Raw genomic sequence first — 25,372 nt, 5'->3', positions numbered from 1 at the left:
TATTAAAGTTAGAAAATATTCTGTTTTTTAATGTCCGTGCGCTGCAATACTGACCTCTTTCCAGCTTTGGATGTCTTCAAGCCTTTGCGTATACACATCATTCATGGCCTGATAGGCAATTTTACCGAACAAAATGCGCTTGGGCGGATTTTCACTGTCAATAATGTTTAGCACAGGTGCTACTGTAGCTTCCGGTTTGCCCCAAATAGCGGGATTGTCTCCGGTCGCTGCAAAGGCTGCACGCACGGGCTCGTAATCCGTAATATCCGAAGAAGTTTGAGCGGCAGATGCTCCCGCCCAGTCTGTTGCAAAACCGTTGGGTTCAATCAAGGTCGTTTTGATACCCAGGTGCTCCGTTTCCGAACCGATTGTTTCAATCAATCCCTCTACGGCAAATTTCGAAGCATTGTATAAACCCAATAACGGAAGCGTAGTAAGTCCAAGAAAACTGGAAACCTGAATAATGTGACCGCTCTTTTGTGACCGCATAATCGGCAATACAGCCTGCGCCACCCACAAAGATCCGAAAAAGTTCGTTTCCATCTGATCACGGGCCTGCTGTTCGGAGGTTTCTTCGGTGGTACCAAATAAGCCAAATCCCGCATTGTTGATCAGCACATCGATGCGTCCAAAATGGTCTTTGATCTTGTTAACTGCGGCAAAAACATCTTCACGGTTGTTCACATCCAATTTCACTTCGAGTATATTGTCGCCATAAGCAGCTTTCAGATCTGCCAGTGCAGCAATATTTCTTGCTGAGGCGGCAACTTTATCGCCCCGTTGAAGTAAGGCCTCAGCCCATAATTTTCCAAATCCTTTGGAAGCTCCTGTTATAAAAACTATTTTGCTCATCGTTATTCTTTTTGTTTATCCAAAATTACCGTTATTGGTACGGGGAGACTAACTCATTTCAGCTGAAGAATAGCACAGATTTACGGAGGTCAATGGTTCTAACGTTTTTATGAAGCCAAGAAAAATGTTTTTTTTTGAGAAGAAGGGAAATAGAGAAACTACTTTAACAATTTAAGCATATTCATTTTATAAATTTTTCCAATTGGAACCTGATAATTTGATATAAAAATCATGTTGCCTTCCACACTGTTGATCTGCTTAGGGGCAACTGCAAATGATTTATGTACCTGTACAAAATCATTTTTAGGTAACTGTTCCAAAAAAGCAGAGAATTTTTCACGAATGGTAATAGGCCCGGTTAGGGTTATTATTTTGGTGTAGTTGCCCGTTGCTTCAATGTATAAAATGTTTTCTGTTTCCAGTTGAATGTGCTTTTTATTGCTTTGAACAAAGATTCGATTTGGAACGTCATCTTTTTCAGCGGGAACCTTTTGACCGATAGAACTCATCGATTTATTAACAGCTTTTAAAAACCGTTCAAAACCAAATGGTTTTAGCAGATAATCCGAAATATTATGCTCGTATCCTTCGAGCGCAAATTCCTGATAAGCTGTTGTCACGATTACCATTGGTGGGCTTTGCAAGGTTTTCAAAAATTCAAAACCTTTTAAAACAGGCATATTCAAATCTAAAAAGATTAAATCCACTTCATTTTTGTGTAAGTATTCCAGGGCTTCCAACGCATCATAACAGTTTTTCATCAAACGCATATTTGGTATCAAATCGCAATATCCTTTAATGATATCGTGGGCAATATGTTCATCGTCGATGATTAAATAACTGATCATAATTGTTTGAGCACTAGTGTTACTTTATAAATATTTTCATTCACGGAAAAAGTCAATTCATGTTGATCTGGATAAATTAATTCCAATCTCCTTTTGAGATTTTTTAGGCCAATTCCGGATTCTCTATCTCTTTTTTCAAAACTGTTTTCAATGACGAAGCAGATTTCTTTTTGTGAAGTTATTAAATTCATTTTTATATAAGCATTCTCTATCAAATTTTCCACGCCATGTTTAAAAGCGTTTTCTAAAAGTATGATAAAAAGCAAGGGAGTAACTGTTCGATTTTCATCAATATTATATTGAAAATCGACGTTTATCAGCTTATGGTAACGCATTTTGTGGAGTTCGATATAGTTTTCCAAAAATTCAATTTCTTCCTGAATCTGTACTTTTTCCTTTTCGCCTTCGTAGATGCTGTAACGCATCATATCTGAAAGTTTTAAGATCAATTCTTGCGCTTTTTGAGGATCCTTTACCACCAGGCCATACAAATTGTTGAGTGTATTGAAAAAGAAATGTGGACTCACCTGGCTTTTCAGCAGCATCAATTCCGCTTTCATTTTTTCATTTTTTAATTTAATGATGGACACAATCTGTTTGATCAACCAATAAACTCCTAAAGAAATCAAAGCCACACAGAGCAAGCTATAGAAACCAATAATTGGAATACTGATTTTCGAACTGAAATTTTCGAAAAGAACCACAGATTCTTTTTTCGATGCTAATACCATAAAGAATATGACTATGATTGGTGTTATTGCTAAAACCACAGCACTCGCTGTAAGCATATTCGTCCTTTTGTTCATTCTTTTTAAGATCATAGTCACAAAAGTAAATCATTAAAATCTGTCGGTAAAAATAAGTTGATAAACAATCGATAGCAGGTTTTGAACGTATGAAAATACATGATGAAAGCACTTTAAGTCCCCGTTATCCATGTTTGCCCCAAATGTCGAACAGTTCGTCCCATTTATTTTACCGGGACTGAAAGTGATCATAGGTTTGTTCAACACAAATCGAATCAAAATGGACAATCTTAGTATTTCAAATCTTTCAAAAACCTATCCAAATGATATAAAAGCACTACAAAATATAACGCTAGAAATTCCTCAGGGAATGTTTGGTTTGTTAGGGCCAAATGGTGCCGGAAAATCCACACTAATGAGAACAATAGCAACATTGCAAGAGGCAGACTCCGGTACTGTGAAACTCAGAGAACTGGATGCGCTAAATTTACATGCTTACACAGTGCCACATCAAAAAGACCATTTTTGCATCTTCGTGGTCCGGGAAGACGAGCTACAACTACAGATCGAAGACCTACAGTACATCCTATAGCGGAAATACGGATATCATTCAACTAGAATCTAAAGGAACTTTATCGTACTAGCTCCACTGGATTTTATATTTCTTTTATCCGTTGATTTTCTAATCATGAATTGATTGGACAATACAACTTTTTTAATAGTTCGTTCATGCGCTGTTTCAGCCAATCTTTTTACCATCTGACACTTTCTATTTCAGAACATCATATATCTGTATTGGAATAAAATGATGAAAGGTGAAGGTATTTAGTCTTGTGTAACCGATGTAACAGACTATCTCTTTTTATAAGCTGAAATTTGTAACAATAAAATAAATAAATAATATAATTTATGGAATGGATTTTAGAACCTTGGCCGTGGTATGTTAGCGGACCATTGATTGCATTGACGATGTGTATCTTGCTTTATATAGGTAAAAATTTTGGAATGTCGTCCAATTTAAGAACACTATGCACTATGTGCGGTGCCGATAAAACCTGTGATTTTTTCTGTTTTAATTGGAAAGCACAACGCTGGAATTTATTGGTAATGACCGGAGCTGTCATCGGCGGCTTTGTAGCTTCAACTTATCTATCTGATAATCAGACACCAGATCTAAATCCAAAAACAGTTGAGCATTTAAAGGAAATAGGTTTTGAAAGTGCAGGGAAAGCGTATGTACCCAGAGAACTTTTTGGACCGGAAGCTTTTTCAGATCCTAAAACATTCGCTCTACTATTGATAGGAGGCATATTGGTTGGTTTTGGAGCACGTTACGCAGGTGGCTGCACATCTGGACACGCGATATCAGGTATCAGTAATTTACAGTTACCGTCGTTGATTGCTACCATTGGATTTTTCATTGGCGGGTTGATTATGGTCCATCTTATTTTTCCTTTAATTTTTTAACACGAATGAAACGGCTGGTTGTAACTAAACTTTCTCAACCAATAATGGCACAAGAAAACCACGCAAAATTTTCAGCTAGATGTTTCCGTGATATTTACTTACAGCTGTTTTTATCTGACTTGAAAAAACCTTCCGTTATATGTATGGCAACAAAACAAAAACGAGCATAACATACAATTGGCTGCACAAAAAAGCGATTACAACCAATTAAATCTAATAACAAATTTTAATTTCTAAAAACAATGAAAAACATAGTTTATCTTATTATAGGAACATTTTTCGGGATTGTTATGTACAAATCCGAAGCCGCATCGTGGTTCAGAATTTATGAAATGTTCCAGTTCCAATCCATTCACATGTATGGATTAATGGGAACAGCTTTAGCTGTGGGGGTTATTATTGTTCAGTACATCAAAAAAAACAAAGTAAAAGACGTGAATGGGAATCCTATTGTCATCGCAGATAAAGACAAAAGTATTCCACGCTATTTAATCGGCGGTATTCTTTTTGGTTTAGGCTGGGCATTGGCAGGAGCTTGTCCGGGTCCAATGTTTGTATTGACCGGAGCTGACTATATCCCAATTTTAGTCGTAATTTTAGGAGCACTATTAGGTACTTGGTTCTATGGTCTGATAAAAAACAAACTACCACATTAAATCAAAATAGATATGGAAGAGTTAATCCGTGAAACCTATCGGGGAATATTCGAAAAAGAATTAATTGAAGAAATCATTTCTGTCGCTAAAATTGTCGAATTTAAAGAAGGCGATGTATTGATCGATATTGGCAAGTACATAAAAACCATACCCCTGTTGATCAAGGGAGCCATTAAAATCATGCGGGAAGATTTTGATAACGGCGAACTTCTGTTATACTTCCTAGAAAAAGGCGACACCTGTTCCATGACACTTACCTGCTGTATGGGTGATAAAAAAAGTGAAATTCGTGCCGTGGCAGAAAATAACGGTCTGGTAGCTATGATTCCAATTGGTAAAATGGAAGAATGGATGGGTAAATATAAAAGCTGGCGTGCGTTTGTTTTTAAAAGTTACAACAACCGTTTTAATGAAATGCTGGCAGCAATAGACAATATTGCCTTCATGCACATGGACGAACGCCTTTACAGCTATCTCCTGGAAAAAAGCAAGATCAACAATTCGAGTATTATCACTAAAACCCACCAGGAGATTGCTTACGAACTGAACAGTTCGAGAGTGGTAATTTCACGATTACTGAAAGCATTGGAAAATGAAGGTAAAATAAAACTAAACCGCAATAGCATAGAATTGTTAAACTAACGCCATGGATCCAGTAAATGCTTCATTAATGGTGCTAAAACACCATTGTTTGGACATAAACTTTTATCTATTATAAAAAAATAGTCTTGTAACATATGTTACTGTATAGGATATAAGCAGTTTATAATTTTGTAATGTAAAATTTAAAATCTTAAACATTATGTTTTTTCAACACGTATATGATAAAAGTTTAGCCCAGGCAAGTTACTTTATAGGTTGTCAGGCTAAAGGTGAAGCCATCGTAATTGATGCTCAACGAGATATTGATGTATATCTGGAAATTGCAAAGCAAAACAACATGAAAATTACCCACCTTGCCGAAACACATATCCATGCCGACTACCTGTGTGGATCGAGAGAATTGGCCGCGGTAACAGGAGCCCAGATGTATCTTTCGGACGAAGGTGGCGAGGATTGGCAATATCAATTTCCGCATGTAGGATTGAAGCACGGAGATAAAATTAACGTAGGTAATCTTAGCCTGGAAGTATTGCACACACCTGGTCACACACCAGAAAGCATCAGCTTTTTGTTGACGGATCATCCGGCGACGGACAAACCGGTTATGGTATTCACAGGAGATTTCGTTTTTGTAGGCGACATCGGCCGTCCCGATTTATTGGAAAAAGCGGCAGGGCTTATCGGTACACAGGAAAAAGGAGCTAAGCAGATGTACCAATCCATTAAGCGTTTTGCCGAATTACCGGAATATATACAGGTATGGCCGGCCCACGGGGCAGGTTCGGCCTGTGGTAAAGCTTTGGGCGCAGTGCCGAGTTCTACGGTAGGATACGAAAAAATTCGCAACTGGGCTTTTCAATACGAAAATGACGAAGCCGGATTTATAAAATACCTGTTAGAGGGTCAGCCGGAACCGCCGAAGTATTTTGCGATGATGAAGCATCTGAACAAAGTAAACCGCAGCCTACTGGTTGAGGTTCCGAAACATCCTAAATTGTCCAAAGAACAGTTTCTGACAGCATATAACAACGGACTTAAAGTTATTGATGTACTCGCAAAAACAGATTTTGCCAAAGGATTTATTCCCGGAAGTATCAATATTCAGGGCAACAACTCATTTTCCACATGGGCAGGTTGGTTACTCAATTATCAGGAACAGTTCGTTTTAGTTGCCGACGATCATCAAATCGAAGATCTGACCAGAAAACTGATGCGGATAGGCCTAGATAACATCTACGGATATATTTCCAATGTGGAAGATTTAGGACTGGAACTGGAAACCGGAGACATTATCGGTATCGAAGAATTCAAATCTTATATCAGTAATCCAGAAGCTCAGATCGTGGATGTGAGAGGTAGTTCCGAGTATAATACGTACCATATAGCGGGAGCGGACAATGTTTTCGTAGGCACATTACCTGATCATTTAGACAAGTTCAGTAAAGACAAACAAATCGTTATTCACTGCCAAAGTGGTGATAGAGCTACGATTGCCCAATCCCTTTTAGCTAAATATGGTTTTAAAAATGTAAAAACCTATTCTGCCGGAATGAAAGAATGGATGGAGCAATCAGTTATGTAGTGGTAATAAAAGCTTGTGTATAATGCCAGGAATTGATCCCCCCTGGCATTACTTAAAACATTACTTTCGTTTGAATTTTGACCATTTACCCAGCAACCGGCTCGTAGCAAAGCTCACCAGCGTACCCAGGACAGCAGTCAGCACCGTCTGCAGTACGTCGCCCAGCGAGATGCTGGCCCAGATGGAGCAGAGTGTGCCACCGATTGTTGAGATACGGATATCATTTAGTTTCATCCCCATCCCTCCTTTCCTCCAAGACGATATTACTTTGATCACCTTTGGCTTCAGGCCGATCCAACTGTTCTGGCGGTGGCTTATCCTCTTCTAAAACCTGCTCCACGATCCCCAGTCCCAATGCAATATACTTTAATATATTTCCGGCTTTTCCCGGCAGTTTGACCGGCGCCAGCAGGACCACCTGCAGCACTGCTCCTATTTTGTTTAAGATTTTTTTCATGATTTTTACTTCTTAAATAGACAGGATGAGTGATCATTCGCTATATTCCTTGGTGCAATTGCTTTTGCCCAAAGGCTAAATGAATTCAAACTCACTTCTTTCAAACATGAATTCATTTTTAACGCCCTTGGACTTCATCAATTTGCAGTCGGAATTTGAGGCTACTGATCCCTCATCCTGTCCTTTCCCAACAACTCGCTTCGATAAATATGAAGGGCCAGGGATAGAAATATAGCTTTCGCCCCATCACCGCCCTCTATATTCGAGCAATATAGGAGGACAAAGAATTGACAGCATAACGTTCCGACTGCCTATCGCTGATGCAATATGACGGTAGCATAAATCACTGTCCGAGCACAGCGAGTTTGATTTATGCCGTCATCTTGCTAAGAAGATAGCACAAAGGAATGCAGCGAAAAATTCATGTCCTCCCAATTGTTATCGAATATTCAAATACACCTCATCACCCCTATCCCACAGGCTATACACCAGTGCTTTTAGCTTAGCCAGCGCTTTACCGCTGTAATCCCCCGTACCCTCACCGGTTAGCGTAGTTACTGGAGCGATACAGCCCTGCAGTTCGCGCAATGCATTGTTGGCCGCATGGATCAGGATCGCTTCGCGTCCCAGCACATTGGGAATTCCGATCTGCTCCCCATGCTTAGGATAGCGCCGTTTTTCCAGCTTGTACCGGCCTACCGGAATACAGCTGATCCGCGGGAGGTTGTTATGATCCGGCAGCTCGATGCTGTGGCAGATATGCTCACCCCGATAGCTGATTGTTCCATTAGTTCCCTGTGCTCCATACTTTCGTAGGAGCAGCAGGGTTTGTTGGACAGCCATATTAGCTAATGGTTAGTTCGCCAAGGTGCAAACTCGGTGAGGTCTTGACGCCATCCCGGTGACCGGTAAAGACCCAGCCTTCGAGCACATCACCCGCATAGCTGGCCGGTAGCGTAAAACTCAGACTTGCATCCGTTCTGGTCGAAGACTCCAGAATACTAAAGAAATTTTTGTTCTTGTTGTACATCAGGAGAATGACCGAATCATCCGCAAAGGAGTTGTATTTGTTGAGCTCCGATGTCCAGGTCAGCGCTATCTCCTGCGGAAAAGGCTCTGACCATTCCGGCGCCATCAGGTTGGACAATGAGCCCTTGGCAATAACGATCTTTGAATAATCGATTTCCAGCGTTGGATAAGTGCCGGTGACACCACCATTGTTCAGCAGATATTGCAGCGCCTTGTTATAGCCCGTTGCTTTGCCCTGGAGCTTGTCCGAATAGCCCAGGTTAAGCAAGTCCATGATCGGCGACAGAAAAGCTACTGCCATCGCAAATTTAGCGCGCTGAGCGATCTGTCCTTCGCTTGCTTTTTTGTTTGTAATCTTGGAGAGTGAGCGGACATAATCCACACCTCTCCAACTGCTTCCTATTACACTTCCTACTTTCCCAGAGTAGGCACCGTGTATACCTTTTAAGAATCTTGCCATGTCTATACATGTTTGATTTATAAATAATTACGACTGGCATGCGCAGTCTTTATTTTGCTAGCAAGAGCTAAATTAAGCGTACTTTTGGCTTTGAGCGAAAAAGTACAGGGAATGATTTTAAATGATTGGAAGAGCTGTCATTGCCTGTCAGGTTTGAACAATATATGGAGCATCTGACAGGAGACCGGCATAGCCATTCAAGGTATCCGGCAGGCGAAAAAACTGGGAGCTGTCATTCCGCTCGCGGCCGATTTCCCGGCGACGATTGGGGCAGTTATCGGCCGTCCTTCGGGTTATGTTCGGTCCTTGTTGCGGACAGGTTCGGCACCGCCTCGGCTGCTGTTCGGGTGCTGTTCGGCTGGAAGTCGAAGCCGAGCCGAACAGCTCCCGAAGCCCACCCGAAGGAGACTCGAACATGAGTCGAAGCAGTCCCGAAGCGGAGCCGAAGGAAACCCGAACGAGAGTCGAAGCGCTGTCGAAAGCCAGCCGAATATCAACAAATCTTTGCCGGTAATCAAGCACATCACCCGACGATTAAGAAAACTATTTACAAACCGGCATTGGCAAAGGCGCGCAACCAGAAAGAGGAGCCAGTCGGCTCCCCTTTCGAATAAACTAAATCCTCCCCTTTTGCCTACTCTCCTCAAGCTGCTCATGCAAGTCAGACAGGTAGTAATAATGCCGCTTGCCGAGCTTCCTCGGCCTGAGCTTTCCATCACGGACCAGCCGATAATACTTTGATTCAGAAATGCCCAATTTATCAAGTACTTCATTGATTTCAAGCATACGGTCCAATTCGGCAGGTGTATCCGCCGGTTCCTCGGGAATTTTATTCATTTCCTCTGTTATATATCCCAAGATTGCCTGTAGCAAAGAAACTATTACCTCCAGAAGGTCGCATATGCGATTCATTAAATTTAACATGACCACGCAATTAAAAATGCCGGTCGCCGAAACCCGCTGCATCACACAATTTACATTGTGCAGCAGCGCCATTACCACAGCGTTATACAATACATCCGTTTTACACCAGATTAAACCCTTCGTCCAGTTTTGATTCATCCAGTGTTTTTAATATTCCCCAAAATTCATTTATATTGCTGCTCAAAGCACGTGAGGGCGTCACCAGCTTTCTAAACCTCTCCTCAGGCAATAATCGCTGCAGCTCACTTCTGACACTCTCATTGAGTTCCAGTTCAGTCGGGCGGTTTACAGGCACCCGAAAATAGAGCATGTTGACATATACTTTTGCGCTTATCTTCACCAGCCAGGGGTTTGCCCGCAATACTTTAGTCGTGACATCGATACGGCAAAATTTACCATCGTTCCTATACACATCCGCCGAGCGCTGCTCTTTGACGATGATTACGGCCTGTAGGCATTTAATCGTATTTTGCTCCGGGAGTTCTTCCTCCTTCAACTGACGCAGCAAGTATACCATCAATGCCGGCCTATTCCGATCGCGCTGCCATAAAGCCAGCAGGGGATCCGATGATACCTCATCATCTTGCGGTACCGCGTCGGGATCTGACGGTCCGGTGGCCTCGGGCAAATCAGCCGTTCCACCCTTGCCGATCTGAACAAAAGAATCCTGATTTTCACCCGCCGATTGATGTTCGTTGTCTACTGATCCCAGCTGTAGTAACAATTTGTTAGGTTTCACTGTAGCCGCAGGTTCTGGTGCTGTCATATGGATTGTTATCTGGCCATAGGGCTGCCATTGTATCAGAGCCCATTCGGGAAACCTATGGATAAAAAGGATATACAAGAACACTGGCGGAAAGAAAAACCAGAAGTCCGTCGTCAGGTAGGCATACGATAGCAAGACCAAGCCTTCGCTATCCGGCAATAAAACCTCGAGTATAAGGCCATGAATGGCCAGGATAATGGATGAGGCGTACACTAAATAGGTGATAAAATTCAGCTTTGCATTGGATGAGAACCGCTGTCGGACTACCAATGCGGTATGGATATATTTTATCAGAATAGCATAGACCAACAGCAGCAGAACGGTACCGATCCAAACCGGTATAAAGCGCTTACTTGCCATGCGTTCGGCCGAGTCGAGCCCAGCGGATCCCAAATTTATCCATAGCGAACAGATGCTACATAAGAAAAGGTAAACTACGTAATGCATGATCCTTCTCCATCTGAGCGAAGTATCTTTTAATAAATACGAAAATAGTCTTTTACTTTTCTTTAGTTTTTGAGATAGCATAGTTACGGAACATTTAATCGGTCATTGGCTCAAACATTAATACAGGCGGCTTTTAGAGGGATTTGATCAGGCTGTTTAATTTCATGTTATCAGCCCCTAAAATCAATCCAGCAAAAAAACACTTATCTCAAATTTACAAAATTTCTTTTCATTACCAATATTTTCTAGCTGAAACATTTTGTCAAAATTTGCAAAATCCTGTTATATTTCATCCAAGGGCTTGTTTTATGCAGTTTTTACAGATTTATTTGTGGTTTTTAATTAAACAGAAAATATGAAAAGAACATTTGACATGCCGGGTGTACTTGACCTGCAACAAGAAGTTTTATCGAGCGATTATGCACAGCGTCTGTACATGATCAATTTTGTGATGAGCGATTTCGTCGGCTTTATGCTGGCTTATTTTGCCCTTCGCGCCAGTCAGATCCAGTATCTGAACACGATGTCCGCAGCACTCATCACCTCCCTGAGCATTGGTATCGCCGACAGCTGGAACAACGGTCTTGCCGTTGACTTCCAAAAGAGCAGCAGCTCAGTCGATGAGAAGGAAGACACACCAAAGGACATCATCCTTTCACGATACAATTCATCCAGTGACCGACCTGTCGTAGGCAGCTTATTGCCGACAGGTTATTTTTCTATCCGCATTGTTTACCGGAATGCAACAAGTAGCTAATCCACGTTCCTCCGAAACCAACGTGGAAATTCCCCAAAATCAACAGCTATATGCAAACCGAATCATTCAAGTTGATAGAAGCAGAAATGGATTTTGTGAGCAAGAACACGCTCACAAAATCCTTTCATCAGCGGCTACCAGGTAGCCAGGCCCGACTGCTTTGCAATAATCAGATCCGTCTTTTTGAGGAGTACCTACAGACAGGCAATCTGGAAAGCTACAGTTACCAACTGGAAGTAACCAGCCCAACGACGATCAAGTTTGAGATCTGTAGTCCACAGACACATCTGCTCTACCACCTCAACGGCCGTACTCCGATACGGTACAGCCAGCCACAGGTCAAGGATGAATTTATCTTCCGGCCCCGGCACGGTGCATTTTTCTATGCCCCTAAAACTGAAATTGCACTAAAATTTGAACCCGGCAGGTATCATATCCAAGGGTTTACACTCCCTTTGGATCTGCTGCATATTGGCGGAGTTTCCGGCTTTGAGTATCTCGCCAGCCTTATCGCCGCACACAAAGGCAAACTTGCACATTACCGCGTCAGCCTTGACTTTGAAGCTATGGAGCAGACGCGCCGGATATTTGCTGAATTGACGGATGAGCTCAACAAAAAACCACTGATCCCCCAAAGCATTATCCTTCACACAATTCAGGAACTGCTCCTCCTGAGCAAAAATAAAATGAAGAAAGCCGCGGGGCTGTTGAGCCACCATGATCTTCTGGTCGAACAGGCGAGAGAACTGATCAGCAAGCGCATTGCTGAAACCGAGGAAATGGTATTGATCAAAGATATCGCTGACAGCCTGCATATACAGCAAGATCAGCTCAACAGATACCATATGCAGCGCTATGGAGAAACGCTATTGCAATACCGTAATCGGGAATTGCTAAAAAAGGCAAAGCACCTGCTGCGTCAGAAGCTACGCGTACATATCGTTTCAGACCTATGTGGTTTTGGTCAAACTTCCAGTTTCAGCCGATTTTTCAAAAATGAGGCCGGGCTATCGCCAACACAGTTCCAAGATCAGGTATGCTCTGAAAATGATTCCAGCTAGCCCGTAGATTTGCGGATTTTGTCAAATCATCGTACGGATTCTGTCAAATTTTGGGAGAGAGATCTATCTATCTTTGAATTATGAACCATACACCCTTAGGACTGGGTGAATTTATAAACTAGAAGGTATGATCAAGCAAGAGCATATACAGCGTACAGGACGAGTCAGGATACATTCCATAAATGAGAAACCATTCGCCGCGGATTTGAGAACCCCGCGTCGGCAATGGCCTTCACAATTGGTGCAGCGAAAGTACTCCGGCTTGGCTAAGATGGAGCTTTTGCAAGCAGCCACCTGTTGCTGTGCCGGCCCTGTACGTGACCGGCACGGGCGCAGGTTTACCACATTCCCGTGTGGCGGTACGATACAGCAATACTCAAAAAGGACTGGCCCAGTGAGGCGTTTCGGCCAGCCCCGGCAGGATCTGTGAAACCGGATATATCTCAGCTGTATCTGATTAATTAACAGAAATTGACTAATTAAAATTTTGCAAAATGGCTTTATTTCAATTAAACAATCAAAGTGCGCCAGCAGACGAAAGTAGCTATTCATTAGCTTCCGGTACTCCTAGTTGTGTCGGCGACCAACGCATTTGTACAATTACTGCAAATGACAATGGTGCGGGACAACCAGAAATAGATGAAAATCTATTAAGCGAAATGGTTACCGCTTTGAATACGCACAGTAATACGACAAACGTTAAACTGAAAGCTTAAGCTCGCAAGTTTAATTTTTTAAAGGCCGAAGTAAATATCTTCGGCCTTTCTGCATTTATTTAGCTAAGTTTTTAACAACAATTTTTTCAATCCTTCGATCCTCTTGTGACACTGTAAATCCAATTGCCTGCATACTGTTTTTAAAAGACACATAGTCTGTAACCGCACCGAGCTTCACTTTTTCACTCATATCATTGACATCCAAAATAATGGGAGGAAAATCAGGATTGTTTATTTCTAAAAGTGTACAGACCATTTTTATACTCATGCCGTCACTAGTTTTATTAATATTATTTGACGTCCGTTTTGTTACCAACCATACTTTACTGTCTTCCAAAGCAAATGACACGTTCAATCTCATCCTGTTGGTCATATCGGCTACCAGCGCATTGATACGCTGTTTTTCCGTCCACGTTATCGGCCAAAAAGATTCATAGCAAAACCCGTGATCTTTTAACCATTGTGATTTTGATTGGGCCTGGTAATCCAAAAAATCTGCCTCCTCCAAACCAATTAGTTTCACTCTTTCTTTTTTCATTAAGGGTAGCTTTCTCACATTGGAATAAGCATAATACAAAGCGGGAAGAAGCGATACATTAGCCATTCTGTACCAGATCTTATCTCCTATCGTATCCCGATGATATGTACTCGGTACGCCATTCTTATAGGGCGACAATGTAGAGGTCAAATCTGCGTTATCATCAAAAAATTGGAGCTCCTCAAAATCATTCTTGATCGGCCATTCCTTTGTACTTTTACCCGCCAAAATCTCCTCTATCGATTTTTTGCTAACCATATCACCAGCAGTAATAGCTATAACTTTTCCTTTGTAAATCCATACCACATGAGGGTAACCTGTATGCGGAAATAAATTTTTAAAAGTGCTGTCTTCAACTACGACATCCAATTTGTTATTTTTGGTGTATGCATTCTTATTGAAGAAATTACTTACTACAGCTCTGCGTTCCGGTGATATCGGAAGTATCTTTATAGCATTGCCAAACGCTGCTTGTAGCCTATTGTTTTTTGGAAAAGCTTCGATACAGGCCGTACAGTTGGTCATAAAAAAATCCATAATAATCAAATCAGGTTTTAGACTCGTAAAGTTGATTTCACCTGTTATCGTTTTCACCTTTTGATGAACTTCAAATTTATCTCCAATTTGAAGTGTTTTATTAGCTTGATCCTGGGCGTATAAGTATACATTACTGAACAGATACAAGGTTATTAGAGACAGCAAATTTATTTTCATTTTCATCTATCGTTGATTTTGTTTTATTAAGGAATTATATTCTATTACCTTTTTGGGGATTAAAAATGCGTAGCACAAATCATTTGGTTCTATAGAATAAATGTCATTGTCAATTATACGGCGAAAGGTCTGTTGAAATCCACTGTCTTGATTTAGTCTTTTCATGTCCATCCACCTTAAGTTGCGCATGATCAAAGATTTATTGCGTTCGGCCAGCACTTCTTTCAAGACGGATTTTCTATCGGCTGAATTGAAATCCAGATAACTATCTTTGACATATCTAGTTCTTAATAATTTATTTAGATATCCAATAGCATCCGCTATCTTATTATTTCTTACTAGCGCTTCCGATAAGGTTAGGTAGAGCTCATCCGTTGCGATCCCACAAAATGTTGATGCGTTAACAGCGCCATCATATCTTCCCTTGAAGGCGTATGTACCGTTATTATTGCTTTTGAAATACAGCGTCTTTCGCAAATCATCATTTTTATAGGACTTGATTAGATTGGAATCGATTTTTGCTATTGTCGGGTTAATACAGGGATTTGTAAAAGTGACTGCATGAAAAATCACTTCATCGTTAAAACGCACAAAAGGTGCAGATGCCGTCTTGCTCAGTGTATTGTAATCAATCAGAACGGCATATATACCCAATGCTTCTTTTGCTTTCTTTTCAGCGATCACATAGTCACCCATCATTAACCCCAGGCGGGCTAAGGTTGCTAAAGCAGCAACCTTTGTTGGCCGGGTTTTGGCTACAATTTTTTCAGGAAGTAACGGCACTGCCTCTTCCAGGTCTCTTTTGATCTGCTGATAGGTATCTTCAAGAGAAGACCGAGATTCGACATAGTCAATATCCGGATTTAACCTTAAAACCAAGCCAAGGATATCCTTAGCCTTTGCGGCATCATACCCTACTGTAAATACATTCAGGAGCTGCATCCATGAATAAGCTCTAAAAAACAGCGCTTCGCCTTTTATGCGATCATAATCCGTAGGGTTAGCTTTACGATCGATATCTTTCAATAAAGTAAGCACCTGGTTAGCAATGAGGACCACTTTATATGGAGCCTGCCAATGATTTGTTGCCAGTTCAGTCATTGGATTCCATACATGAGCATTTCGGTCTTCACTATTTGCCATTGCGTTAAAATTGGCTGCAGTAAGGTAATAATGGTCAGAAGCGATATCCGGTACGGGAGAAAAGCTTGAGTTCATCGTACTTCTATTATCGAGCAAGGCATCACAGTCTGCCAATGTCTTTGGTATGAGCATTTTTTGATCTGGCTTCACATCCAGATATTTATTACAGCCTGCAAGTGTTAAAAAACTGCAGGCTAGGAGAAAAATTATCTTATTTAGTTTCATATTATACTTCATTAAAACATTCCATTATAATTCAATCTTAGCGCCCAGCGACAAGGTAAATGGCAGCGGAATCGCATCCCTATATTCAGGATCTATATTAAGCTTATTTGCTTTCCAAATAATCCAATTGATATTTTTGGCAAAGGCTGTCAATGCAAGCGATTTACAGAATCCCGGCTTTGGCATTCGATAGGATAAATAAAAATCCTGTAGGCGCAAATTATCGCCTTTGATGACCAGTACTTCGGACTTTTTATAGAATTCATCTCGCAGTGAATTCAAGGGATATTGTAATGATGGGACTACCGTTGTGACTTCATCACCTGGATTCTGCCATCTTTTCAGATAATCATCATGTCCCACACGATTGAGCGCGAAATCCATTTCAAAAAAAGATTTGCGAAATAGATAGTGTCCCCATCGAGCCTGCAAATTAAAAGCGAAGGATAAGTTGCCGATCGAAAATTCGTTCTCCAGTGAGCTGTAAAAAACGGGACGGCCAGGTCCGATATATTTCATATTGTCTAGCGAACCGTATAAAATACCGTTATAGTCTGTAGACGCTTCACCATTCAGATAACCGCGCGGATCACCATTCTGCGGATCAAGACCCGCGGAAGCAAAAGCAAAGACTGCTCCCTCTTCAAATCCTTCGCGCAGAAAACCGCCTGCCGAACCCGAAGTAGTCACGTAGGTCGCCGGACTTGACCATTTATATGGGTATTTGGCAACTTTAGTCCTATTTTTACTCACTAGCAGCTTATTATTCCAGCTAAAATTTCCATGTCGGATATTTTGGCTCATAATTGTGAGCTCAAAACCTTTCCCCCGCAATTCACCACCATTCTTTGTAACCGATTCATACCCCATGGTAGGGTCAATAGGAATATTTGTGATCAGATCTTTTGAATTCTTGTTGTAGTATTCGAATGTTCCAGAAATTCGGTTCCGAAAAAGACCAAAATCCAAAGCCAAATTCATCGTCTGTATCTTTTCCCAGGTCAAACTAGGATTAGGTGCAGAACTTAGCGATCCATACGGTAAATTTGTATAAGAGTCTGCTCCATTATAATAAATAATTGGATAGGCACTATATGATGTATTAGCCCTACCGGCGAATCCATAGGTAAATCGAAGCTTTAACTGATTAATGTGATCATTTTTCGCAAACCATTCTTTGTCCATCCTCCATGAAACACCTGCGGACCATAGTGGCTGCCATTTGTTATTGGCTCCGATTCCAAATATGTTGGAGGCATCCTGACGCAAACTACCTGAGACGATATACTTTTCTTTAAATTCGTAATTAGCATTAGCAAAGAAAGATACAAAGCGATTTTGCTGTAGCATCAGATCCACCCCATCCTCAATGGTACTGCCACCATAACCTTTATTCAAAATCGGAAAAACCGAAGTATAATCTACAGGCAGATGGTTTAGATTTTCGCGGTTAAAACCATAGAGGATATTTGCATTTCGGGTATATTTCCTATCTCTTATCTCGCTGCCACCCAGCAATTGTATGCGATGTAACTGGTTGGGGGAAAGCCAGCTGTAATTCCCCTGAAAACGCAGGGTATGACTTTCTGTATTATCGTTGACGTAGTTCATACGATCGCCGACAGGAATTGGTCTCTTTAATACACTATTATCATTCCACTGAGAATAAAAATTGATCATATTTCTTGTTGCATAGGAGTCAATTCCTACCCAGTCTTCTACCGGATTTTGAAAATTCTGATAAATATAAGCAAGGTTCAGATTGAGGTTATCGATCAATCTGTAGCTTGCCGAAAAATTGATCAGTAGATCTTTTGGATTGGCTAGTTGATGGTTCGCATTTATTTCCTTTAGTGGGTTGAAATGCCAGTCCAACAATTTCCCGTTGCCAGCCGTGTCCCTATAAACCTTTCGTATCGGCACAATGTCCACATCTACTGGCTGACCATTATCATCTACCAGCTTAAGGTAAGGCCACTCACTTCCATTTGCATCCGATGCACCGTATGAGATTGTCTGTAAAATACTCTGATCTCTGGCTTGTACCTTTGTGTATCTTATGTCCGTATTGATCTCTAGATTAGCAATAGGCTTGGCCTTAACCGAAGACCTGAACGTATATCTATTATTTTTAGAGGCTATATTTTGATTTTTGTTGATATCAGTTCCCAAAGAGAATAAATAGGTGATTTTTTGATTGCCACCGGATACATCCAAATTATACTGTTGGAGGAATGAGTTTCTATAAAAATAGTTGCTGTAGTCATCACGGACGTCATATCGCTTAAAATTTTCGATGGCGTTATCGACATCCTTTTGTACCGCATTCCCACTTCTCAACGCACCAAGCAATTCAATAACCGGGCTCACGGTACTGTAACTATTCCTGTCATTCAAATAGTAATCATAGTAGCCATTATCAAATAGATATCTTTCGTAATCTATAAAATTGGGGCTGGACATAAATGGAAGCTTATAAATGTCAGGTTTGCTTGCAAATGTCAAATTAGACGTAAAATTTACCCTTCTAGGTTGGCTGTAGCTTCCGCTTTTACTTGTCAGCACAATGACGCCACCGCCACCGGCTGTACCCCAGATGGACGAAGCTACCGCATCTTTTAAGATCGTAACACTCTCAATATCATTTGGATTAATATCACGTACATCGCCTTCATAAATCGCATTGTCCAATACTACTGTCTGTTTAAATGTTCCTGATATCGCTGATCTGCCGCGCATTAAAAGGTTGTTGGGCGGTGTAGCATTATATGGCGATCGGTCAGCAAACTGATAATCTTTATCAATCCGAAGGCTTACACTAGCGTTTTCTAGACGGTCTAATATATTACCGCCAACGCGCTTATTTAATACCTTATTATTGATCAGCTCAAAGCTCCCCGTCGCCCGTTCCTTCGGAATTTTTTGGTATCCCGTAGAGACCACCTCCACTTCGTCCAATTGATTCTCCAGTGGTATCAATTTTACAGTCAATGATACTCCGGATGTATATGGAATTTCTAAACGCTTGTATCCCACGTGGGAGAAGGAAAGTATACCTTTAGGATTGGAAACGGACAGGATAAAAGATCCATCTTTATTAGAAGAGGTCCTACCCTTTTCGCCTTCGGCTCGGATGGATACCCCCTGGATCGGTTTACCGTCGCTAGACGATACGACTATACCGCTAATGGAAAACAACCCATCCGCCCCGCTGTCCTTGCGGGGCGTCTGAGCCGATAAACTAAACATATGGAAACTAAAAATCATAAGGGACAGGATTAGAATTGCCCTTACATGAAACTTTCCCTTTCCGCTCCTTGGCATCAGCACAGGGGTACATGCCGACATCATTTGCCTCAAGCTATATACTATACAATCGAGGGCGTACTTTTTATCCCATGCAAATTGAACTTTTTTTGAATTATTTTTCCTAGCATCATTTATAGATGCCAGATGTGCTACCTTATCCAATAAGGCAGACACCAGATTTGATCTGTTTGTCATCTGCTTATTGTTAAGTTATTCTTTAATTAGACAGAAAAAATTATGGATTCTTTTACTGACAGCTAGCTCAGCCCGGCTTATCTGTGTAGTTTCAGCATCGAAGATGTCAACGTCATTAATATTACTATGACTTGTATGTATCGTAAAATAAGCGATCAATAGGCGGAATAGATCAGCTAAGAAGACCTTCTTATGGCAGATTACATAGAGTTCATCCATGTAATTGCTGTCAGTGTGGTTTTTCAATAGTAAATGCAACGTATTTTGGATACAGATAAGATCATATTTTTCCCAAAAGTCAGTGATCTTTTTGATGGGATCGTATTCCGCATCATGAATTTCATAGAGTGCAAACTCTAAAGCGAGCACATTTGAATATTTTTGATTCATTTTTAAGGTTCATAAAGATGACTTTGGTGATGTCCTAACGTTTGAATCGGACATACCTTCCCCCATTGCAAAAAATTTGCATTCCAAAGAGGTGTCATTGCAGGGAATTCACAGTCCTTGCAGGTGTCACAAATTAAGAATTAACAAAATCCCGAAAAGCAGCTCAAAACATTTACAAGGCATTGATTAGGGGGAAATTATGCTGCTTCCTATCGGGAAAGATAAAAAACCGACCTGTATTTTATAGAAAAACTATACAAAAATTCCTTTATTTATTTGCAAGAATAAATTTTAAATGCTAATTTTAAGTTGTCTAGGCTCTAATAGAGCAATTAAATTTATTATTAACCTGATCACAAGGGAATGTTGTATAACAGACAGATCGGAAAAACCTTCAACGAGGGAATACTTATTTGTACACTATCGGCACATTACAAATTGGCGATAGCAGCCCTCTCCTGTTTCGGTTTTTAATATTTTATTATTCTATGCCGGTGCACGGATAGCGTTCTTTATGGGAATGACGTGGGCGTACCAGTGGCCTACCTCCTGGAGGTAGATTGGGTACTGTTGGGGTGTGTTTTCTAGTCGTTTCATAATCATTCATTTTGGTTATCAAACGATGGAACTCTCAAGCTTGGAGAAGGTCGAATTGGCCGAAAAACCAATAAGGCGAATCCCAATGCTCCGTTAGTGGTGCCGCTAAGTACCTCCATGATCAAAACCATGGTTCCCCGGAGACTGACAAGGGAATCGCCCTATTGGACTTATATCTTCAAAGATAAAAAATTCCAATAGAAAGCGAACCCAAGGTCGACTCATAGGGAAAAATTTAGCGGCTTCCTAATATGAGTGACATCGTTTAAGTAGAGTTTTCTTCTACCCTAGTTGTCGCTATATGTTGCTGAAACAAATATAGGCAATAAATATAAAATATAAAAATATTTTCAATAAATAATGAATAGAAACGTAATTGATGAGTATATAGATGTATTACAATATTATCTGGAATTTTATGGCCTTTACAATATAGACATTAAAAATCTTCTTAATACCTCCACGGACATTGTTCAAGATATAAAAAAAGGCAAAAATGGTCCCACGCTGAAAAAATTAGATGCCATAGCTCAGCTTTTTGGTTTAAATTATTATGAATTTGGAAATCCCGACTTTAAGCTGCCTAAAAAAGAGAATTTGCCAAGACCTACCCTAGAAAAGATCTTGTGGAGAGATGAAGTAGGTCCGCCTGAATCGAAAAAATATAATAAACTTGACTTAAACAATGCTGTTGTTGACGCATTGACAGCTTTTAAAGACATAGAAAAATTTCTTCCCTCAGAAGTGTATGATAGTTTGTCTCAAGAATTAAAAGAAAAACTAAATTCTGCAATACGAATTACTGGTCTTTTTTCTGATGAACTCAAAGAAAACGTAGAAAAAACTGGGGAAAAGCTCGACAAAAAGGGAGTTGGAAGAAAACAAGAATATTATAGAGTAATTTCTTTAAAGAAAGCCAGTAAGGATAGAAAATAAAAATTATACAAGATGAACCATCAAAGACTATAAAAAATATTGCTTAATAATAAAAAATGCAATTAAATATATCAGTAGATTAATATAGCAAAAATTACCTATCAATTTATGAATCAAAAATTCTACTCGGCAGTTGACTTGAAAAAAGCTGCTAGTTTAGTTCAAAAGTATTTAAAAGAGAACAAATTTAATTACATCAACATAGAGGAGGCACAAATCCTTTTGGATAAAGAAAATATTGATATTGATTTAAAGTATTATTTCTCATCCTTGCCATACAATGTTGTGTCTGACACGCTGATTTATGGCGCTCATAAATACTATTTAAATAGGTGGAGGATTTTTTTAGATAACAGGAATAATACTATTCTTAACGAACGAGAACGATTAATGTGTTTTCTATATATCCGTCTGAAAAAGGGGAAAAACTCATTTAAGTTCTCAGCATTTTTCTTCATTATTATTTTTACAATAGGACTTTTGGGTTCTTTTCTAGGCAACTTGGAAATTATGCTAACTGTTTTAAAAAATCTAACTGGAGAAAATTTATGTAGGAAATTGACTTATTTATTTAACCATTTTGATTCACATGAATTAGCGAAAATATGCATTGGCTATTCGATTGTTTTAATTTGCTCTTCCAGTGGAGATTATCTTTTTCCAAAGTTAGATAACGGGGAAAAACACTTTAGTGACATAAAATCATTGATTAGAATGACTGGGTTCCTTGTAATATTAATAAGTATCATACTTTCTTTAATATGTTATTTCATTCCATATTCTGTCGTCAAATTAATTCTTTCACTTTTTCTAGTGATTTTATCAATGTTAGTTTGGTTTGTCGGAAATGCGAGATATGGAACCTTTATTACTGAACCAAAATTTAATGCCGAAAATGGTATAGTACAGCTTACGGGGGGCAGCGCTAATGTAATAAATGGGCAAATACCCCCGGAATTTAAATTTTAAAATCATGCCGCTTAAAATAAAAGCACTAAAAATAGAACAACCATTCTCTCAATTCTTCGTTTTCAAAATGAAAGCGAGAGATTTGTTGGCACTATGTTTTTCTGATCCTATTAGATATAAAGATACAGGAGAACTTACTGGCAGTCAGAGGTCACTTGATGAGGAAAATCGTCTAAAAAGTATTACTAGATATGTCAATTCAAAAGATCTAGCGCTACCAAATTCAATTGTGATAGCTGCAAATTATAGTAAAGAGGGATTCATTGAAGAAAATGAAAACCTGAGATGGAGTTATAGACAAATTGAAGATGATTTGTATGAAATAACTATACCTGAAAATGTAAAACTAGCTTCTGTTATAGATGGGCAACATAGATTATTTTCATTCATTGAAGCGAGTGAACAAAGAAAAGATACAGATTTGGTAATATCGGCCTATTTTGACCTACCATTAGCGTACCAAGCCTTCATATTTGCAACGATAAATTACAATCAAAAACCAGTAAGTAAAAGTTTCGCGCTTGAACAATTCGGCTACTACCTTGAAACAAATGACCCTAATACTTGGACTCCAGAATTATTAGGAGTATTTTTCTCAAGAAAGCTCAATCTCGATCAAAACTCCCCTTTTTACAATAGAATTAAAGTCGCTCCTCAGGATGACAACTATTTGTTGACCTATAATCAAAAAGACCTTGATTGGATTATCTCTATGTCAACTTTAGTTTTTGGTATTATTAAGTTATTTACCACAAATGCGAAGAGAGATGCAGATACTTTGGCACAATATAATTTTGAAATAAGAAAGCGTTCGCTTCTACAGGACGTGAGAGACAAGTCAGTCCTAAGACAATTTTATTTGGATGGTAATGATGTATTTGTTTATACTGTTATTAACAACTTTTTTATTGCCTCAAACGATTTACTAATATCTACAGCAACTAAAGAATCTTATATAAAAAAGACAACAGGGATTTCTGCCTTATTTAAGCTATTGGAATTGCTTCTTAAGAATCATCTTGAATCGAGAGATATTAGCGTTGATTTCTTCAAAGAAAAGATCGAAAAACTTAGAAATATCGATTTTTCCGACACTTATTTTCAAGTACCATCTTCATCTGGCACACTTCGTTTTTTTAATACGATGCAGATAAAATTAGGTTATAAAGACCTCGATTCTTTAAAGAATGAATTTGATATTTCAAATATCTCAAGAATACTTAATCGAAATTAGTATGATAAACTCAAACTTCTTAATCGAATTAAAAAAACTCCGTGAATCATCTAAATACGCGGTTGCTCAAGGGAATTCAAGTAACTTAGATTCATTTAAGGAATATCTTCATATAGAACGCCCTGTTGAACAGAAGCTGAAAGATATTATCATCAATACCTCTACTTGTACAAATGCTCAATTGCTCTTAGTCTGTGGCAATGTGGGGGATGGCAAATCTCATATTCTTTCCTATCTTAATGGTATTATTCCGGATAAAATGCAACATTTCGTAATCCACAATGATGCAACAGAATCCCACAATCCAAATGAAACTTCAAATGATACATTGTTTAGATTGTTAAATGGATTCAAAGATGATAATATAAAAACATCAAAAGATAAAATTATTCTAGCCATCAATCTGGGTACACTCAGTAAATTTTTAGAGGAGCGAGGTGATGAGTTTAATACGTTACAGGAATATGTGGATAAAAATAAAATCCTCGAAAATACGTTGTCAGAAGAAAAGAATTTTGACAGAGAGCAAAATATACAACATGTAAACTTTACAGACTATCATCTCTACTCATTGTCTGAAGATGGAGCTGTTTCAAAGACAATTTCCTCTTTATTTGAAAAGCTCGTCAGTGACTCTAAAGACAACAGTATCTACCAAGCATACATAAACTATAAAGAGCAATATAGCGGAAAATATTATTGTCCAATTTTGTACAACTATGAGTTTTTGTTTAATAGCAATAATAGAAATATCATCACTCAGCTTATTATAAAATCAGTAATAAAAAGTAAGGAGATCATTTCGGTAAGAACTCTATTAAATTATATTTATGATATTATAGTACCATTTGAATTAGCTACGTTGTCGAACGAGGAATACACTCAAAAAATAGAAAAAATAGAGCCGAATGCTTATCTAGCACTACTTGTTCCCAACTATTTATTTGAACACGCAGAATTGTCCAAAATCTTTGAAAAAATCAGCGAGCTAGATCCATGCAACTCGAGAAAAGAAGATGTAGACAGTATACTTTTAAAACTCGCAAATACAGAGAAACCTACAGTCCTATATGAAGAACATATTGATAGTACCTACATCCAATCACTTAAAGCATTAGATACGTTACTCGCAAACGTATCTCGAGAAGAAACGTCAAAACTGTTCATTCGTTTAAACTTTTTCAGCAATTACACCAAAGTAAATTATCTGCAAGATACGACCTATAAAGAGTACATTGAATGGTTGTACCACTATAATAACGGAAACATATCTTATATTCAAAAAATATATAATTTGGTCATTCTTGCTATCAAAAAATGGAACGGTGATACCAAGTCCGATAACAAAGTTATCATAAAAATAGGTCGTCAGCAGAATAAGTATCGAATCTTTAAAGAAGTAACACCACTACCCTATTTTAAAAAGAAAAATGCTGTAAACCAACAATTGATCCATCGCTTTAAACAGGAGTTTTCTCTTGAGTTTGACATTACATTAGTGAATAGACTTAAAGTAGACATCGACTATAGTCTGTTTATCCTCTTGAAAAAAATAGCAAATGGCTATAGACCAAATAAAAAAGATAATAACGATTATGTGTATTTCGTACAAACGATAAATAAGATCACCAACCATAAGAGTGCGACATCGGCACTTTATATAGATGAGGTCAATGTCGGTAAATCCATCGACTATAAATTTTCTAAACAGATGTTTGATGGCTACACATTTGAATTAATCTAAACAAGTA

Annotated in this window: 25 protein-coding genes; 12 read left to right on the top strand and 13 right to left on the bottom strand. The window is 39.2% G+C overall.

All coding sequences use genetic code 11. The annotated features are described in order from the left end of the window. Window positions 1-27 precede the first annotated feature (27 nt). The 3 genes from B4G94_RS00490 to B4G94_RS00480 all read right to left on the bottom strand — a co-directional run bounded on the left by B4G94_RS00490 (window position 28) and on the right by B4G94_RS00480 (window position 2,506). Window positions 28-852 carry an SDR family NAD(P)-dependent oxidoreductase gene (locus tag B4G94_RS00490; RefSeq protein WP_286856501.1) on the bottom strand — a complete coding sequence of 275 codons (825 nt, stop codon included), beginning with the start codon at window positions 850-852 and terminating at the stop codon, window positions 28-30. 158 nt (window positions 853-1,010) lie between these two features. Next, on the bottom strand, window positions 1,011-1,700 hold the full coding sequence (locus tag B4G94_RS00485; protein ID WP_286856500.1) for a LytR/AlgR family response regulator transcription factor: 690 nt from the start codon (window positions 1,698-1,700) through the stop codon (window positions 1,011-1,013). Beyond that, window positions 1,697-2,506, bottom strand: coding sequence for a sensor histidine kinase (locus tag B4G94_RS00480; RefSeq protein ID WP_286856499.1), 810 nt, complete (start codon window positions 2,504-2,506; stop codon window positions 1,697-1,699). Before B4G94_RS00480 ends, B4G94_RS00485 begins: the two co-directional genes overlap by 4 nt. A 130-nt stretch (window positions 2,507-2,636) precedes the next feature. Between B4G94_RS00480 and B4G94_RS00475 the strand changes: the two genes are divergently transcribed. From B4G94_RS00475 to B4G94_RS00455, 5 genes are all read left to right on the top strand, one after another. After that, complete coding sequence (locus B4G94_RS00475) at window positions 2,637-3,038, top strand: ATP-binding cassette domain-containing protein (RefSeq protein WP_286856498.1); 402 nt, start codon at window positions 2,637-2,639, stop codon at window positions 3,036-3,038. A 317-nt stretch (window positions 3,039-3,355) separates the two neighbouring features. Continuing rightward, window positions 3,356-3,913: a YeeE/YedE family protein gene (locus B4G94_RS00470; protein ID WP_286856497.1), complete on the top strand. Its 558-nt coding sequence runs from the start codon at window positions 3,356-3,358 to the stop codon at window positions 3,911-3,913. A 242-nt stretch (window positions 3,914-4,155) separates the two neighbouring features. Then, a complete protein-coding gene (locus B4G94_RS00465; protein WP_286856496.1) occupies window positions 4,156-4,569 on the top strand; it encodes a DUF6691 family protein in 414 nt (137 codons plus the stop codon). A gap of 12 nt (window positions 4,570-4,581) precedes the next feature. Continuing rightward, complete coding sequence (locus tag B4G94_RS00460) at window positions 4,582-5,211, top strand: Crp/Fnr family transcriptional regulator (protein WP_286856495.1); 630 nt, start codon at window positions 4,582-4,584, stop codon at window positions 5,209-5,211. A 160-nt stretch (window positions 5,212-5,371) separates the two neighbouring features. Further along, on the top strand, window positions 5,372-6,754 hold the full coding sequence (locus B4G94_RS00455; RefSeq protein WP_286856494.1) for an MBL fold metallo-hydrolase: 1,383 nt from the start codon (window positions 5,372-5,374) through the stop codon (window positions 6,752-6,754). 60 nt (window positions 6,755-6,814) lie between these two features. Here the strand turns inward: B4G94_RS00455 and B4G94_RS00450 are convergent, their stop codons facing one another. The 6 genes from B4G94_RS00450 to B4G94_RS00425 form a co-directional block, all read right to left on the bottom strand. Then, complete coding sequence (locus B4G94_RS00450; RefSeq protein WP_286856493.1) at window positions 6,815-6,994, bottom strand: hypothetical protein; 180 nt, start codon at window positions 6,992-6,994, stop codon at window positions 6,815-6,817. Beyond that, entirely contained in the window at window positions 6,975-7,211 is a 237-nt protein-coding gene (locus B4G94_RS00445) for a hypothetical protein (protein ID WP_286856492.1), read from the bottom strand. Before B4G94_RS00445 ends, B4G94_RS00450 begins: the two co-directional genes overlap by 20 nt. A 438-nt stretch (window positions 7,212-7,649) precedes the next feature. Continuing rightward, window positions 7,650-8,054: a DUF5675 family protein gene (locus tag B4G94_RS00440; RefSeq protein WP_286856491.1), complete on the bottom strand. Its 405-nt coding sequence runs from the start codon at window positions 8,052-8,054 to the stop codon at window positions 7,650-7,652. 1 nt (window position 8,055) lies between these two features. Beyond that, window positions 8,056-8,700 (bottom strand): DUF6266 family protein, encoded by a 645-nt coding sequence (locus tag B4G94_RS00435; RefSeq protein WP_286856490.1) that lies wholly within the window; start codon window positions 8,698-8,700, stop codon window positions 8,056-8,058. A 615-nt stretch (window positions 8,701-9,315) separates the two neighbouring features. After that, the gene (locus B4G94_RS00430) at window positions 9,316-9,762 is read right to left on the bottom strand and encodes a helix-turn-helix transcriptional regulator (RefSeq protein ID WP_286856489.1); all 447 of its coding nucleotides are present in this window, start codon (window positions 9,760-9,762) and stop codon (window positions 9,316-9,318) included. Then, on the bottom strand, window positions 9,725-10,918 hold the full coding sequence (locus B4G94_RS00425; protein WP_286856488.1) for a hypothetical protein: 1,194 nt from the start codon (window positions 10,916-10,918) through the stop codon (window positions 9,725-9,727). The genes B4G94_RS00430 and B4G94_RS00425 overlap by 38 nt, the downstream gene beginning before the upstream one ends. 274 nt (window positions 10,919-11,192) lie before the next feature. Between B4G94_RS00425 and B4G94_RS00420 the strand changes: the two genes are divergently transcribed. The 3 genes from B4G94_RS00420 to B4G94_RS00410 all read left to right on the top strand — a co-directional run bounded on the left by B4G94_RS00420 (window position 11,193) and on the right by B4G94_RS00410 (window position 13,371). Then, window positions 11,193-11,594 carry a hypothetical protein gene (locus B4G94_RS00420; RefSeq protein ID WP_286856487.1) on the top strand — a complete coding sequence of 134 codons (402 nt, stop codon included), beginning with the start codon at window positions 11,193-11,195 and terminating at the stop codon, window positions 11,592-11,594. 50 nt (window positions 11,595-11,644) lie between these two features. Further along, window positions 11,645-12,655: a helix-turn-helix domain-containing protein gene (locus B4G94_RS00415; RefSeq protein WP_286856486.1), complete on the top strand. Its 1,011-nt coding sequence runs from the start codon at window positions 11,645-11,647 to the stop codon at window positions 12,653-12,655. A gap of 494 nt (window positions 12,656-13,149) precedes the next feature. Further along, window positions 13,150-13,371 carry a hypothetical protein gene (locus B4G94_RS00410; RefSeq protein ID WP_145328470.1) on the top strand — a complete coding sequence of 74 codons (222 nt, stop codon included), beginning with the start codon at window positions 13,150-13,152 and terminating at the stop codon, window positions 13,369-13,371. A 55-nt stretch (window positions 13,372-13,426) separates the two neighbouring features. On the opposite strand, the gene B4G94_RS00405 is transcribed toward B4G94_RS00410, so the two are convergent. The 4 genes from B4G94_RS00405 to B4G94_RS00390 form a co-directional block, all read right to left on the bottom strand. Next, window positions 13,427-14,629, bottom strand: a complete 1,203-nt coding sequence (locus tag B4G94_RS00405) for a TlpA family protein disulfide reductase (protein ID WP_286856485.1) — start codon at window positions 14,627-14,629, stop codon at window positions 13,427-13,429. Continuing rightward, window positions 14,630-15,916 carry a RagB/SusD family nutrient uptake outer membrane protein gene (locus B4G94_RS00400; RefSeq protein ID WP_286856484.1) on the bottom strand — a complete coding sequence of 429 codons (1,287 nt, stop codon included), beginning with the start codon at window positions 15,914-15,916 and terminating at the stop codon, window positions 14,630-14,632. It lies immediately after the preceding gene. A gap of 99 nt (window positions 15,917-16,015) precedes the next feature. Continuing rightward, complete coding sequence (locus tag B4G94_RS00395) at window positions 16,016-19,495, bottom strand: SusC/RagA family TonB-linked outer membrane protein (RefSeq protein WP_286856483.1); 3,480 nt, start codon at window positions 19,493-19,495, stop codon at window positions 16,016-16,018. Between the two features lie 15 nt (window positions 19,496-19,510). Next, the gene (locus B4G94_RS00390; RefSeq protein ID WP_286856482.1) at window positions 19,511-19,885 is read right to left on the bottom strand and encodes a hypothetical protein; all 375 of its coding nucleotides are present in this window, start codon (window positions 19,883-19,885) and stop codon (window positions 19,511-19,513) included. Window positions 19,886-20,842: 957 nt separating this feature from the next. On the opposite strand from B4G94_RS00390, the gene B4G94_RS00385 reads away from it, so the two are divergent. From B4G94_RS00385 to dptF, 4 genes are all read left to right on the top strand, one after another. After that, window positions 20,843-21,418 carry a hypothetical protein gene (locus B4G94_RS00385; protein ID WP_286856481.1) on the top strand — a complete coding sequence of 192 codons (576 nt, stop codon included), beginning with the start codon at window positions 20,843-20,845 and terminating at the stop codon, window positions 21,416-21,418. A 108-nt stretch (window positions 21,419-21,526) separates the two neighbouring features. Further along, the gene (locus B4G94_RS00380) at window positions 21,527-22,387 is read left to right on the top strand and encodes a hypothetical protein (RefSeq protein ID WP_286856480.1); all 861 of its coding nucleotides are present in this window, start codon (window positions 21,527-21,529) and stop codon (window positions 22,385-22,387) included. 4 nt (window positions 22,388-22,391) lie between these two features. Then, window positions 22,392-23,621 (top strand): DGQHR domain-containing protein, encoded by a 1,230-nt coding sequence (locus B4G94_RS00375; protein ID WP_286856479.1) that lies wholly within the window; start codon window positions 22,392-22,394, stop codon window positions 23,619-23,621. Beyond that, window positions 23,575-25,365: a DNA phosphorothioation-dependent restriction protein DptF gene (gene dptF, locus B4G94_RS00370; protein ID WP_286856478.1), complete on the top strand. Its 1,791-nt coding sequence runs from the start codon at window positions 23,575-23,577 to the stop codon at window positions 25,363-25,365. Before B4G94_RS00375 ends, dptF begins: the two co-directional genes overlap by 47 nt. The last annotated feature ends 7 nt before the right edge of the window (window positions 25,366-25,372 follow it).

The sequence above is a fragment of the Sphingobacterium sp. UBA7625 genome (assembly GCF_002484085.1).
Classification (GTDB): domain Bacteria; phylum Bacteroidota; class Bacteroidia; order Sphingobacteriales; family Sphingobacteriaceae; genus Sphingobacterium; species Sphingobacterium athyrii.
Note: the sequence above shows the minus strand (reverse complement) of the source record. Positions and strands in the feature narration are given on the sequence as shown.

What these genes read in the sequence shown, in the direction of transcription:
- B4G94_RS00490 (WP_286856501.1), bottom strand. Translation starts at nt 852, where the DNA reads ATGAGCAAAATAGTTTTTATAACAGGAGCTTCCAAAGGATTTGGAAAA.
- B4G94_RS00485 (WP_286856500.1), bottom strand. Translation starts at nt 1,700, where the DNA reads ATGATCAGTTATTTAATCATCGACGATGAACATATTGCCCACGATATC.
- B4G94_RS00480 (WP_286856499.1), bottom strand. Translation starts at nt 2,506, where the DNA reads ATGAACAAAAGGACGAATATGCTTACAGCGAGTGCTGTGGTTTTAGCA.
- B4G94_RS00475 (WP_286856498.1), top strand. Translation starts at nt 2,637, where the DNA reads ATGTTTGCCCCAAATGTCGAACAGTTCGTCCCATTTATTTTACCGGGA.
- B4G94_RS00470 (WP_286856497.1), top strand. Translation starts at nt 3,356, where the DNA reads ATGGAATGGATTTTAGAACCTTGGCCGTGGTATGTTAGCGGACCATTG.
- B4G94_RS00465 (WP_286856496.1), top strand. Translation starts at nt 4,156, where the DNA reads ATGAAAAACATAGTTTATCTTATTATAGGAACATTTTTCGGGATTGTT.
- B4G94_RS00460 (WP_286856495.1), top strand. Translation starts at nt 4,582, where the DNA reads ATGGAAGAGTTAATCCGTGAAACCTATCGGGGAATATTCGAAAAAGAA.
- B4G94_RS00455 (WP_286856494.1), top strand. Translation starts at nt 5,372, where the DNA reads ATGTTTTTTCAACACGTATATGATAAAAGTTTAGCCCAGGCAAGTTAC.
- B4G94_RS00450 (WP_286856493.1), bottom strand. Translation starts at nt 6,994, where the DNA reads ATGGGGATGAAACTAAATGATATCCGTATCTCAACAATCGGTGGCACA.
- B4G94_RS00445 (WP_286856492.1), bottom strand. Translation starts at nt 7,211, where the DNA reads ATGAAAAAAATCTTAAACAAAATAGGAGCAGTGCTGCAGGTGGTCCTG.
- B4G94_RS00440 (WP_286856491.1), bottom strand. Translation starts at nt 8,054, where the DNA reads ATGGCTGTCCAACAAACCCTGCTGCTCCTACGAAAGTATGGAGCACAG.
- B4G94_RS00435 (WP_286856490.1), bottom strand. Translation starts at nt 8,700, where the DNA reads ATGGCAAGATTCTTAAAAGGTATACACGGTGCCTACTCTGGGAAAGTA.
- B4G94_RS00430 (WP_286856489.1), bottom strand. Translation starts at nt 9,762, where the DNA reads ATGAATCAAAACTGGACGAAGGGTTTAATCTGGTGTAAAACGGATGTA.
- B4G94_RS00425 (WP_286856488.1), bottom strand. Translation starts at nt 10,918, where the DNA reads ATGCTATCTCAAAAACTAAAGAAAAGTAAAAGACTATTTTCGTATTTA.
- B4G94_RS00420 (WP_286856487.1), top strand. Translation starts at nt 11,193, where the DNA reads ATGAAAAGAACATTTGACATGCCGGGTGTACTTGACCTGCAACAAGAA.
- B4G94_RS00415 (WP_286856486.1), top strand. Translation starts at nt 11,645, where the DNA reads ATGCAAACCGAATCATTCAAGTTGATAGAAGCAGAAATGGATTTTGTG.
- B4G94_RS00410 (WP_145328470.1), top strand. Translation starts at nt 13,150, where the DNA reads ATGGCTTTATTTCAATTAAACAATCAAAGTGCGCCAGCAGACGAAAGT.
- B4G94_RS00405 (WP_286856485.1), bottom strand. Translation starts at nt 14,629, where the DNA reads ATGAAAATGAAAATAAATTTGCTGTCTCTAATAACCTTGTATCTGTTC.
- B4G94_RS00395 (WP_286856483.1), bottom strand. Translation starts at nt 19,495, where the DNA reads ATGACAAACAGATCAAATCTGGTGTCTGCCTTATTGGATAAGGTAGCA.
- B4G94_RS00390 (WP_286856482.1), bottom strand. Translation starts at nt 19,885, where the DNA reads ATGAATCAAAAATATTCAAATGTGCTCGCTTTAGAGTTTGCACTCTAT.
- B4G94_RS00385 (WP_286856481.1), top strand. Translation starts at nt 20,843, where the DNA reads ATGAATAGAAACGTAATTGATGAGTATATAGATGTATTACAATATTAT.
- B4G94_RS00380 (WP_286856480.1), top strand. Translation starts at nt 21,527, where the DNA reads ATGAATCAAAAATTCTACTCGGCAGTTGACTTGAAAAAAGCTGCTAGT.
- B4G94_RS00375 (WP_286856479.1), top strand. Translation starts at nt 22,392, where the DNA reads ATGCCGCTTAAAATAAAAGCACTAAAAATAGAACAACCATTCTCTCAA.
- dptF (WP_286856478.1), top strand. Translation starts at nt 23,575, where the DNA reads ATGAATTTGATATTTCAAATATCTCAAGAATACTTAATCGAAATTAGT.